At 54.4% G+C, this 12,839-nt stretch carries 8 protein-coding genes; 2 read left to right on the top strand and 6 right to left on the bottom strand.

The window, feature by feature from the left end:
* Positions 1–577: 577 nt before the first annotated feature.
* Positions 578–1,738, bottom strand: a complete 1,161-nt coding sequence (locus tag PLIM_RS16615) for a M24 family metallopeptidase (RefSeq protein WP_013111476.1) — start codon at positions 1,736–1,738, stop codon at positions 578–580.
* A 636-nt stretch (positions 1,739–2,374) separates the two neighbouring features.
* Here PLIM_RS16615 and PLIM_RS16610 point away from each other — a divergent pair.
* Together PLIM_RS16610 and PLIM_RS16605 are read left to right on the top strand one after the other, a co-directional pair.
* Positions 2,375–5,890 carry a DUF1553 domain-containing protein gene (locus PLIM_RS16610; protein ID WP_013111474.1) on the top strand — a complete coding sequence of 1,172 codons (3,516 nt, stop codon included), beginning with the start codon at positions 2,375–2,377 and terminating at the stop codon, positions 5,888–5,890.
* A gap of 81 nt (positions 5,891–5,971) precedes the next feature.
* The gene (locus tag PLIM_RS16605) at positions 5,972–7,471 is read left to right on the top strand and encodes a DUF1501 domain-containing protein (RefSeq protein ID WP_013111473.1); all 1,500 of its coding nucleotides are present in this window, start codon (positions 5,972–5,974) and stop codon (positions 7,469–7,471) included.
* Between the two features lie 788 nt (positions 7,472–8,259).
* Here PLIM_RS16605 and PLIM_RS16600 read toward each other — a convergent pair.
* From PLIM_RS16600 to PLIM_RS16575, 5 genes are all read right to left on the bottom strand, one after another.
* Positions 8,260–9,312, bottom strand: a complete 1,053-nt coding sequence (locus PLIM_RS16600) for a nucleoside hydrolase (RefSeq protein WP_013111472.1) — start codon at positions 9,310–9,312, stop codon at positions 8,260–8,262.
* 298 nt (positions 9,313–9,610) lie between these two features.
* Positions 9,611–10,006, bottom strand: coding sequence for a hypothetical protein (locus PLIM_RS16595; protein ID WP_013111471.1), 396 nt, complete (start codon positions 10,004–10,006; stop codon positions 9,611–9,613).
* A gap of 162 nt (positions 10,007–10,168) precedes the next feature.
* A complete protein-coding gene (locus PLIM_RS16590; RefSeq protein WP_013111470.1) occupies positions 10,169–10,606 on the bottom strand; it encodes an SRPBCC domain-containing protein in 438 nt (145 codons plus the stop codon).
* Positions 10,607–11,514: 908 nt separating this feature from the next.
* A complete protein-coding gene (locus PLIM_RS16580) occupies positions 11,515–11,862 on the bottom strand; it encodes a hypothetical protein (protein WP_148227159.1) in 348 nt (115 codons plus the stop codon).
* A 359-nt stretch (positions 11,863–12,221) separates the two neighbouring features.
* Positions 12,222–12,749, bottom strand: a complete 528-nt coding sequence (locus tag PLIM_RS16575; protein ID WP_013111467.1) for a DUF5662 family protein — start codon at positions 12,747–12,749, stop codon at positions 12,222–12,224.
* Positions 12,750–12,839 lie beyond the last annotated feature (90 nt).

Raw genomic sequence — 12,839 nt, 5'->3', positions numbered from 1 at the left:
AACAAACCTTTCCCTCAAGTTTAACAAACTCCAAAAAACTCCCCTATGCCAATTCCCCCCCTTGCGGGTTTGTGGCAGCGTATGGGGGCCGGTCGTTGATTCACGATTGGGTCTGACGCTGCCAGAACGCCGAGAATCCACGATACCCCTTGCGGGGTTTGTCGCAGCGTGTGGGGGTCAGCCGTTGATTCACGAAGGGGGCTTACGCTGCCAGATCGCACAGATCTCAAGTATTTCGGTCGGTGGCTGGGGTTGAGTCTTCGAACCCCCAGCGAGTGTGCCATGCTTGCGGCTCGGAGCAAGCATGCCAGTTCGACTTTCTAGGCGTATTGGATTTCTGGGATCGGTATCAGAATCCGCGATTTCCCTGGCGGGATTTGTGCCACTGTATGGGGGCCAGTTATTGATCAACGAAAAGGTCTTACGCTGCCAGATCGCTCAGAAACTGGATTCCGACGGATTGAAGGCAGGATCACCACGAAGGTCGGAGAAGTCGGGGAGGGAAGTCGTTACGAGCGAACCTTATACGCAAACTGTTCAAGAGCCAGTTGACCGGCAACTTACCAGAAGTTCTGCATTATTCGCTGCGGCTGAGAATCGCTGTGACCGGGACGTGGCTCCCTTTGATTTCGACATCCCAGGTGGGCCAGTCGCCGCTGTGAGTGAGGACTCGGGCTCCTTCTTCCGTTGCCAGAACAGTTTCTCCCGCCATCGCCATGGAAATCGACGGTCGCCAGAAAATAGCTCCGCGCGCGGGGACAGCGACTTTGGATTGTGGCGTAATCAGTGCCGAAATGCGGCCGTAGTCGAGCAGCTCTCCTTGAGGAGCCATTTCCCATTCATCCGCACAGCCAAATTTTTCGTAAATGCGAGCGACTTTGCCCCAAATCTGGCTCAATGGCGTGCTGCCCAGTGAGAAAAACATGGCTGTCCCCAGCACCAGTGCCAGCTTTTCCCAGGCTTCGGCAAAACTTCCTTCCAGCGGCCCATCGAGAACCGTCCGGCTGACTCCACAATGCATCCCTTTGTAGCGACCAATTGCAACGATCGTGACTGTACTGGTGGTTTCATCTTCAGACCACGCCCAGTCGCGGAAACGTCTGGCCCGGCCATCAGCGAGTATCTGCACACGGACAGGAGTGACTTCGTGCTTGAGCAGGCGATGAGATACTTCGCCAGCCAGTTCGCATTCCCGTTTTCCCGGATACCAGCCGCGGCAAGTCGCTTCAACGGCATGAGTTATGATTTTTGAACCCATTTTGAGCTGTTCCACATCGTGGTCATCGAGTGGCCAGCGAAAATTACGAAATGCCTCTGTGCGGGCTTCGCCCAATGGGCCAAAGCGATCCAGCACCACCTTCCGGCTACGGCACAAATCCGCCAATAAGACTTCAAGTGGTTCGTACCACGGACGCTCTTTGATCTGGAATCCCATGCCACCAATACAGGTTTCGAACACTCGAGAAGAGGCCACGTTATGGCAGACAATCACACGCGATTCGGGAGTCACGAACATCGCCGTCGATGGGCCGGACATCTCGGCACCAGAAAAATCGGCACCCGCCGAAAGCCACGACTGATTGGCGGGATCCGTCAGCAACGCAGCGTCGAACTGATGAGATTTGAGCCAGTCGGCAATTTTGCGATGACGCCTGTCGACCAGTGCTGCCATCGCAGGGTCAACTGTCACAAACTCAGCAGAGGACAAAGGATCCGAACGATCGACAATTGTCGCCATGAGGGGAGCCTCAATCAGCACTGGCAGAAGGGTGTTACGCTTGAAGCACTTAACGGAGATTCGACTGGCCCAGAGAAGGCATATTGATAGTCTAACATGACAGTTAGGGATTTCTCCGTAGAAATTCGTTCGTGACTTGAGTTTTACAATCGAGGTTTCGCACCGGGAAAGCACGCCCCTCTTCTCAAGAGGTCAATAGGATGTAACGTGAACAGATGTTTGGGGGCATGGCTTGAGATTGAAGGCAGAGGCGGGCCCATCAAAAGGGAGAAATTCTCTGGAGAGTTCTGTAGCACACCTTCCTGCCCATAGGTGCTTCTTGGGAATTGATCAGGCAGCTTGATCTTTTTCCTGTTTTCAATCCCTGAAACTTTGTGATATTCTGACATGACCTGATTGTCCTCTCCGGCAGCTTCTGGCGAGATTTCTGCCAAATTGAGAGGTGGTGGTAATGCGAGCCGGTGAACCGACTGCTTTCCGCCGAGCGATCAGCGAATCTCCCACCGCCGCAAGATGATCTGACGATTCTCTTGCGAAGAACGTAATGATCGGTACTGGCTCCATATGAGCTTGCTTCCGAACCACGGTGTTCCTCTTGACCTCGCACCCACGACGAATCATTTTTTGAGAATTTCTATGGCTCGTTACAGCACCAGTCACTGGTTGGGATCATTCATCGGCTGTGGAATCGCGTTTCTAACGTTCGTGCCATCCGCCCAGGCCGAATCTGTCAGCTTTGTGCGCGATATCAAGCCGATCCTTTCCAATGCCTGCTTTCATTGCCACGGCCCGGATGAAGCCGACCGCAAGGGAGGCACCGATGGATTGAGGTTAGATACATTCGAAGGAGCCACTGCGGATCTGGGTGGGGGTGCTCAGGCCATCAAGGCGGGCCACCCGGAAGCCAGTGGGATGATCGAGCGCATCCTTTCGACAGACGCAGATCTGGTAATGCCGCCACCTTCCGTGGGGCGAAAACTCAGTCCCCGCGAAGTGGATCTGCTCAAGAAGTGGATTTCTGAAGGGGCGAAGTACGAGCCGCACTGGAGCTATGTCAAACCCGTGCGTCCGGTCATCGTGGCCACGCAGCATCAACCGGATCAATCGCCAGCGGTGATGGCCGGCGCAATTGATGAACTGGTTCAGCGAAAGCTCAAAGAGTTGAATCTCAAACCTGCTGCGGAAGCTGATCGCGAAGCCTTGATTCGACGGGTGAGCCTCGATTTAACGGGCCTGCCGCCGACGCGTGAAGAGCTGCAGGCGTTTCTTGAAGATACCTCTTCCAACGCCTACGAAAAGGTCGTCGATCGATTGCTGGCCAGTTCCGCTTACGGGGAACACTGGGCTCATCGCTGGCTCGATCTGGCGCGATACGCCGATTCCGCCGGCTATGCCGATGATCCACCACGAACCATCTGGGCCTATCGCGATTATGTGATCGAATCATTGAATCGCAATAAACCGTTCGATCAATTCACCATTGAGCAACTGGCGGGCGATCTGCTTCCCAATGCCACCCGGGAGCAGCGGATTGCGACGGCATTTCATCGTAATACTCTGACCAACAACGAAGGGGGCACCAACGACGAAGAGTTCCGCACTGTGGCGGTGGTTGACCGTGTGAATACCACCTTTGCCGTGTGGATGGGGACGACGATGGCGTGTGCTCAATGCCACACTCACAAATACGATCCACTTTCGCAGAAGGAATACTTCGAGTTTTACGCACTGCTCAACAATACAGCCGATGCCGATCGCCGGGATGAATCTCCGCTGGAAAGCTGGTACACGCCCGAGCAGGAATCGGAGCGCCAGCGCTTGAAGGATCTGATTGCCCGGCACGAACAGACTCTCTCGACACTGCCAGAAAATCTTGTGGCCGAGTTTCAGGCCTGGGACACCGCTTTTCCTCGAACACTCCAGTGGCATGCTCTGATTCCCGAGAAGCTTTCACGGGAAAGTGGCTTGGAACTGGCGGTACAGGCTGATGGGCGAATCGAAGCCCGTGAAGCGGCCCCGCAGGATGTCTATACATTGTCGATCCCAGCCAAAGCGGGCCAGTCGATCGGCGGCTTGCGATTGGAAACCATTCCCGATCCCGCTTTGCCCGGTGGTGGTGCCGGGCATGGAGGCGGGAACTTTGTGATCTCCCGCATTGAAGCTCAGTTTGAACCAGCCGACCGCACGCAGGCTCCACAGGCCCGTTTTGTGCGTATTCGTTTGCCGGGCGCAGGAAAGATGATTCACCTGGCCGAAGTCGAAGTTAAGGGCCGCAACGCTTCTGTTCCCGATACCAGTAATCTGGCTCTCCACAAACCCGCCCGGCAAAGTTCCACCGATTTTGGAGGTGCTGCCGAAAGGGCCGTGGATGGAAACACCGGGGGAGATTTCTATCAGAATTCCGTCACTCACACGGCTGTTTCACAAGATCCGTGGTGGGAGGTTGACCTGCAGCAAGTCTCCGAGATCGATGAAATCGTTCTCTGGAACCGCACCGACGGCTCTCTCGAACAGCGACTCGCCGGGTACATCGTCGAGTTACTGGGTGAGAATCGAGAAGTCGTTTATTCTCAAGCTCCCGCGACAGTCCCCTCGCCACAGATTTCGATTTCTCCGCGAGGGAAAACCAGTCTACCGATTTCCATTGCGGTCGCCGATTACTCACAAAAGGGGTTCTCTGCCGAAAGCCTGCTCTCTACGGGGCAAATTGATCCCAAACAAGGCTGGGCAGTCGGCGGGCAACATAAGAAACGTCATCAGTTAATGCTCTTGCCTCCAGAACCGTGGCAGGCACCGGGAGATGGCTCATGGGTCATCACGATCCGTCAGCAATCCAGTCAGGCCAAACATCTCCTGGGGTCATTCCAGATCATGGCCACCTCCGATCCTCAGGTCACCGCCTGGATGAAATATCCCGCTGCGGCCCGCGAAACTCTCTCGAAAGCTGCCGATCAACGCACCGATGACGATCATCAACTGCTCGTCAAAACGTTCCTCGAAGCGCACCCTGCGTTGGAACCAGTTCGCAAACAAAAAGCCGACGACGAAAAAGCTCTGGCCAACATCCGCCAGATCACAGTCCCGGTCTACAGCGAACTTCCCCAGGGCCAAACGCGAGAAACCCGAGTCCAGCTCCGTGGCAATTACCTGGATCTGGGTGAACCTGTTTCGCCAGGCATACCGGCAGTCTTTATGTCGCAAAGTCATCAGCAGATCAATAACCGCCTGGAAATGGCCCGCTGGCTCGTGAGTGCAGACAATCCTCTCACGGCCCGTGTGATTGCCAATCGATACTGGGAAGATCTGTTTGGCGTGGGTCTAGTCTCAACCAGTGAAGAGTTCGGCTCACAAGGCGAGCTTCCCAGCCACCCCGAACTTCTCGACTGGCTCGCCACAGAATTGCATCGTGTGAAGTGGGATCTGAAGGCGTTTATCAAGACCATCGTGATGAGCCAGACGTATCGGCAATCATCCCGCACAACTCAGGAAGCCTATCTGGCAGATCCCGAGAATCGCTGGCTCGCCCGCGGGCCCAGATTACGGCTCAGTGCCGAAATGGTGCGGGATCAGGCGTTGTTCGTCAGTGGCTTACTCTCGCGCAAGATGGGCGGGCCACCTGTTCGTCCTCCACAGCCGAAGCTGGGTCTGAATGCCGCTTTCGGTGGCAATACCGATTGGGAGACCAGTCAGGGTGAAGACCAGTACCGCCGGGCGATTTACACGCAATGGCGGCGGTCAAATCCTTATCCGTCGATGATTACCTTCGATGCTCCCACGCGGGAAGTCTGCAATCTCCGGCGGGTGCGAACCAATACACCGCTGCAGGCTCTGGTGACACTCAACGATCCGGTGATCATCGAAGCGTCACAGCATCTGGCGCAACGCATGCTGAAGGAAGCTCCCGCCGATCTTGAGGGACAGATTGCGTGGATCTGGTCGACAGTTCTCTGTCGACAGCCCACACCGGAGGAGTCGAACAAAGTCAAACAGCTCTACGAATCGACACTGCAGACATTCCAGCAGGATCTCAAGCAGGCCCGCCAACTGGCCGGAGATTCACAGATCGAAGAAAGCCAGGTCGCACAACGAGCGGCCTGGACGACAATTGCCAATGTGATTCTCAATCTGGATGAAGCGTTAATGAAACGGTGATCATCCATCTGAGAATCGACTCCCAAATTCGCTCGAATACCCTGGCCTCTATTGCTCGATGTTCTGCCCCGGAGTTTGATCATGACCGAATCCACTTTCCTCGCTCAACAACTGGCATATCAAACCCGGCGGTATTTTCTCGGGCAAACGGGCCTTTCATTGGGAAGCATGGCGTTGGCCACACAACTGGGAGGTTTTCCTCGGGCGGCGTACGCTGCGGATGCCAGCAATGCTGCTGGCGGAGTCCCTGCCGGGATGGTTGTGAATCCGATGTCACCCAGACAGCCGCATCATCAGGCCAGTGCCCAGCGAGTCATTTACATTCACCTGACCGGTTCACCTCCTCATCTTGATCTCTACGACTACAAGCCCGAGCTGGTCAAACGGACGGGGCAGGAATGTCCCGATGAATATCTGAAAGGTAAGACATTCGCCTTCACCTCGGGCACTCCCAAACTCCTCGGGACACCACGCCAGTTTGCTCAGTATGGCGAAGGAGGCGTCTGGCTGTCCGATGCGTTGCCTCACCTGCAGACAGTGGCCGATGAGCTGTGCATGCTCAAAGCCGTAACGACCGATCAGTTCAATCATGCTCCAGCCGAACTCTTGTTGCTGACCGGGTCGCCGCGTGCGGGCCGGCCTTCGCTCGGTTCTTGGGTCACCTACGGATTAGGATCGGAAAGTGAAAATCTGCCTGGGTTTGTGGTGCTGATTTCCAGTGGTGTGCAGCCCAATGGTGGCAAGAGCAGTTTTGGCAGCGGGTTTTTACCTTCGGTCTTTCAGGGAGTGCAGTGCCGGTCCAAAGGCGATCCTGTCCTCTATGTTTCCGATCCGGCAGGGATGGATCGCCAGCTTCGCCGGCAGACACTCGATACGCTGCGCGATCTGAATCAGTTGCAGGCCCTCGAAGGAGGTCATCCCGAGACATTAACACGCATTGCGCAGTATGAACTGGCCTTCCGCATGCAGGCCTCAGTCCCCGAGGTGATGGATATCTCTAAAGAACCCGCCGATGTCATTGAGGCCTATGGCGCCAAACCCGGCGAATCCTCGCTGGCCAATAATTGTCTGCTGGCCCGCCGCCTCGTCGAGCAGGGAGTCCGTTTTGTGCAGCTCTTCGACTGGGGTTGGGATTTCCACGGCACAGGCCCCGGCGAAGATATTCGTGATGGGCTCACCAACAAATGCCGCTCGATGGATAAGCCGATAGCCGCTCTGCTGAAGGATCTTCGTCAGCGGGGCATGCTGGATGACACACTGGTCATTTGCGGCGGCGAATTTGGTCGAACACCTTTCCGCGAAGGACGAACTTCGGGCGGTGGCATCCTGGGCCGCGATCATTATCCCGATTGCTTCACCATGTGGATGGCAGGTGGTGGCGTAAAGCGCAGCTTCTCGTATGGAGCCTCCGACGATCTGGGCTTCCGCGTGGCGGAAAACAAAATGCACATTCACGACGTGCAGGCAACCATCATGCACCTGCTCGGCTTTGACCATACGAAACTGGTTCATCGCTTCCAGGGTCGTGATTACCGCCTGACCGATGTCCATGGCGAAGTCATCCACCCCATCCTCGCCTGACTGCCATCGCCTGACCGTCATTGCCCGTGAAAATCTTCCATTGAGCGAGAGCAAATCGACCTCCAACTCCTTCTCCCGTTCTGACGGGAGAAGGCCGGGATGAGGGTGAACTCCAACTCATTCGTTTTCCATGAAAAAAGACCGCTTTGTGTGCCCTGCTTGTAGCTCTGGGCTGTCTATCACACACAACTCCCACCTTAGGGTGGCCCGTCCTTAGGTGGTACGCTCTTGGGTGGCACGACCCTGAAGGCTTTGCGGAAGGGCGTGGTCTTCACGCCTTTCTACGTCATGTTTTCATATTCGGGTGGCAGGGGTCGGATGTCTTCATCCGCCCCCTGGTCAATCGAATTCACTAGCACAAATGCACCCAAAACAAGCTTTTCTGATTTTCTACAGGTTCGCCATGAACAATCAAAGTCCCATGACCTGGGGGCAAACGAGGACGTTTGACCCCAGCCACCCCGTACTAAGCCACGCAGTCTCCAGCCACACTTGAATACAGAGATGTGTGTAAAAGACAGCAGCTCTGGGCAAGCATGTTCTCACAACCAATAACGCGCAGTCATTTTCTGGGAAACGTATGAGTTGGCGAGTAATCCCCGCTCGTCACACGAAATCCGCCGGTTCCTCAATTGCCGTTGACCGGCAATCAAACCTCTTGTTGCTTCACCATCCTGATAGAAATCAAAGAGTCAATCCGGGCCTCTCTGCAAGCATGCATATCAAAACCCTATGTCTGACGCTCGAATTCAGTGGCTTTTTGAGCCAATCTTTTTGCTGTGAAGAGTTCATGGAATTGAGGGTGGTTGACTCGCCAGGCTTGTGATTGCTTCACGCACACGCTCGGGCCCGCCTCGAGGGATCAGATATCGATGCTTGCCTTCGTTGTCTTCCTTCAGGCGTGTGACGTTTTCCGAATCCAGATCAATCTTGCCCGGCTTGGACATATTGAAGTAGTCGCGATCAGGTCGGACCGCGTGCAGGACAGCCACGAGATCCCAAGCCATGAAACCATTGCGCTTTCCACCAAAGGTTGCCAGGTCGGCAACAAGCAAGGGATGGCGCTCCGGAACTCGAAAATCCTTTTCCAGGCTCATTTCCGGGTAATGCATCCATTCACCCATTTCAAATGGGCACGCCACAACGTCGCCAGGCCAGTCGTTGAAGACTTTCGCGGCAGCGATTGAATCGCTAAAAATATTGAATTCCGCTTTAGGCTTGCTGAAGTCTCCAGCCATGACGACAAGCAACCGAACCTTTGCAGCCACAAGTTCCCGGCCATGAAGAGGACTGTGTTCATCCGGTCGCGATTCGAGCAGGTCGCGAATGTTCGTCAAAGGGCCAATCGCAACAACGACAGCAGAGGCATCTTGTAGGCCTGCCAATCCTCTCCGCAGGACAGCAACAGCATTCGGCGCGTCATTCGACGTTTGCAGGCGATGTGCGAATGCGGGCGAACCATTGGCAAGTGGTTTCATAACTTGGGCGAGATAGGGGCCGTCACCACTGGTTGTGCCGGTTTGCAACACCCCGATAGGAATATCTGCTCGTCCGTAAAACGTATTCAAGACGTCGCAGAAGGGACCTGAAAGGGGATGGTTTTTGCTTACGGTAGTGGCGACAATCTTGCATTCGCCGCGACTGTGGAGGGCGTGCAGGATACCCATCGCAAATACATCATCAATATCGTTGCCCATGTCCGTGTCCAGAATGACAGGAATGGGCTCAATCTCGGCCGCAACGGCCCTGTTGGTGATGGTGAATAACCACATGCACGGCAGGACAGTGAAACATACGAGTCGTCTCAATAGCACACGAATCTCCCTTTGGTTAAATCCCATGGGCCTTACGCCTTGCCGCTCAAATGCGAGCAGCGAGACCCTATGCTGAATCCGCTCCCGGCGCGTGCCCGCCGCTTTTCGGCTGCAGCGGCCTGTTGGGCAGCACTTCTACGACAAACCCACTCAACTCACGATACCACAAGACGGCACAGCTTGTTCATCGGCGAGCGGCCTCTGTGCCGCAGAAAAAAACTTCCAGGACCAGACAGCGAGCGATCACCGTTCATCACATGAAATCCGCCGGTTCCTCAATTGCCGTTGACCGGAAAACATATCTCATTTGTGTTAAGAGGTAGGGTCACGACGATGCATACCATGCGCTAGTGATTTTCTGGGCAAGATCTGCAAGTAGCGCCTTTGATTCTTCTGGGGATTGATCGATGTTGACGAGGACACATGGTTCCGGCAAAAGTTCGTCATAAAATCCACGGGTGTATCGTGGATTCAGCGAATCAACTTGATGTTGCAGGCTTGCTGCTAAAAATGATTCAGGATCCAGTGTGATCCAAATGGTAATCTGATTTTTTGGAAGTTGAACGAGTGGCTGGATACTGCCAGATTGCTCACTTTCCAGTGAAGCCAAGTAGAACGGCCCTAATCCGGGTGTGCTGAGACGAAAAAACTTCTTGGCGCGATAGACTCTTTCAGCCGTAGAGCCGATAAGTGCGACAAAGATCGGTTGAGGCATACTCATGCTATTGGTATTCGAACCCCACCGTTCACCGGGGCGCGGCGAACGACATTGATCTCAGGATTCGCGCGACCCGCGGCTCCATGTGTAACGGTTCATTATGTTGAGTTTATAGTATCGGTAGTGCCGGTGCGGGGGATTGCACTTCAGGGATCAATTTCCAAATCATTGGGTTCCCTGGCCAAGTGCGAGAGTGAGTCGGTTTAGGTTCTCTTCGTTCGCGGTTCCCACTCTGGCTTTGACGGCTTGAGCTGTCGCTGCGTCATCAAAGGTTTGATCCCATGTCAGGTTCGTGCCTCCATCGACTTTCGACAGGCGCACTGTGAGTGTGAAGTAGGGCGGACAGTCATGCCGAATGACAACAAGTTTGCCCGGCTCAAGTGCCTCGAAGTAGCTCGTATTGGCGTAGTTGGTACCATCCGGCCCATGCATGGTAAAGATCCACTTGCCACCCACGGTGAAGTCAAAGGCGTCGAACGTGTTTGTAAATCCATCGGGCCCCCACCACGATGCCAGCACCGGCGCCGATGCAAATGCCGAGAAGATCGCCTCCGGTGAATAGGGCAGCACTCGTGCGGTGGAAAGGGTTCGTGAGTCTTGCATGGTTTTAGTATGAGATTGGGCAGCGGCGGGTGGTGCAGCTTTACATTGTTTATCAAAAGAAACTACGTTGAGGATGGAAAATGGACCTTACGAACGTCTGAGTTCACTCTCCGACCCTCGGTCAAATGCAATGCCAGGTCCTTCGCTTAGTATATACATGAACCATGGCGGTGTATTGTCCCAGAGTAGCATTTTGGGCATGAAGCATTCTCGTCAAACCACTGTCTCAGCGAGCCAAGACTTTCACAATGGGGACACGAAACAGGATCAAACGCCAATCGCGAAACGCCATACTTTTCCGGCAGGTGTGCGTTCTCCGAATTCCTTTCCAGCACTGTAATAAAGACGCCGGTTGGCACATCATGTTCGCCATCAACCGTAAGCAATTGAAGTTGCTCACCAATTTTCGCGCCCCATTCTGATTGGCCTTCGCCAAGAATGAAGTGAGCGGCGCAGTTGCTGCACACCACATGTTGCCCAGCAGAGTGATGCGACCATCCCGAGCAGAACGTAAAGTCGCAGGAATCGCATCGGTAGCTAATGCCAAACATTCTGCTCTCTTATCGACGAACTCTCTTTGTCAAAAGAAACTTCACTGAGACTACCAGACCCATTTCACTTATCAATCTCAATTTTACCAGCGAGTTGCGGCGGAGTGGCACAGGTTGTTCGTCTTCGAGCTACCTGTGGGCCGCAGGCAGGAGAGGTTGAAGGCATCAGCCAGCAAGTGACTCTCGTTTCTCGCATGAAATGAGGCTGAATAAGAACTGCCTTCGTTGACGGGGAATCAAACCTTGTGTGTCTTTGCCACCCCGGTAGAAATCAGAGTTTCAACCGGGGCCACACTGCGAGTTTCCGTGTCAATCCATGCTGTTCCGCCACTTTGGCTCAGGAACTTCTTCGGCCCTTCAGTGCGACTCGCCAATCCGAAGAAGCGTGTCACAAATCAAATCCCAGCCAAATTCTGTCAATCCAAGATCCTTCGGCGTACCCGAATCGAGCCATGTAGAAGCTAATGATACAATGACTCCCTCTTCGGGTGCCCCCAGTTCAATGAGCACTGTATCAGGCGAGTTTGGATGCCGTGCTCCATCGAACAATCGATAACGTGTTTGACTTCCGTCACGTCCGTCAATACAGATATGCGCGATACGACCTTCCGAATCTTCGAGCGAGAACCACACTGTTCCATCGCCATACGCCGCACCGAGTCGGATCGCGGTACGCGGGTTGAGTGACTGAATCGGTGACAACATTTCTGGTCCCATCCTGCCAGGTCCTCCAGTCGGAACAGGGAGGAACAACTTCGACTTTCATGCCTTCCCCTACAATAAAGGTAACCCGGTGGCGACCATAGACCTTGTTTCCCTGAATTCGCTCGAATCGCAGGGTGGCACAGGTTGCTCGTCTTCGAGCTATCTGTGGGCCTCAGGCAGAAGACGTTTAAGGCATCAGCCAGCAAGTGACTCTCGTTTGTCGCTTGAAATGAGACTAAATCCGAACTGCCGTCGCTGACGGGCAATCAAACCTTACGTGGCTTTGCCATGCCGGTAGAAATCAGAATTTCAACTGGGGCCACCCTGACGCTCGGGTGCATTGGATGGTTCTGCATCTGCTACGCATCCGATTCGAGGCTGGAGTCCAGTAGGTCGATCATAGCGTAGACGAACTGGCGTTTGGACTCGCTTAAGTATAAATGATTACCGATGGTCTTGTCCGCCCATCCGCGCGCACTACCTTTGTCTTCCCCGAACTCCAGCGACATCGCTGTCCAATCGCAGACCATTTCGATCAGGTCGACATCGGTCATGTCGTTCGGGTCAGTATGAAAATCGGGGTGATGGCGGTTCGTCGTCACGTGGTGATGGATTGCCGATCGAACACGTTCTTCCATTCCGTCAGGGTATGAGAATGGTTCGCCAATGCGGCGGCAGCGATGGAATTCGGTGAGCCAGATGTACGGTATCCGTTCTTCGGTTCCGTATTTTGACGCGTCATGAATGCGTGCACGCTCAATGAGTTCAGCGGCGTATTCGGTTAAAGATGCCATCACATTCAGGCATCGACGGACACGATCGATGTGCTCCTGGGTTCGCCGCTCGTAGAAGGCGACCATTTCTAGAGTTGGTTCAGATGTTGTCATTCCGTGTTTCGCCTGATGGCAGAACGACCGAGATCACCGGGCCGCGGCGAACGACATTGATCTCAGGATTCGCGCAACCCGCAACTCCCG

This window comes from Planctopirus limnophila DSM 3776 (assembly GCF_000092105.1).
Classification (GTDB): Bacteria; Planctomycetota; Planctomycetia; order Planctomycetales; family Planctomycetaceae; genus Planctopirus; species Planctopirus limnophila.
This window is presented reverse-complemented; position numbering and strand designations above follow the sequence as displayed.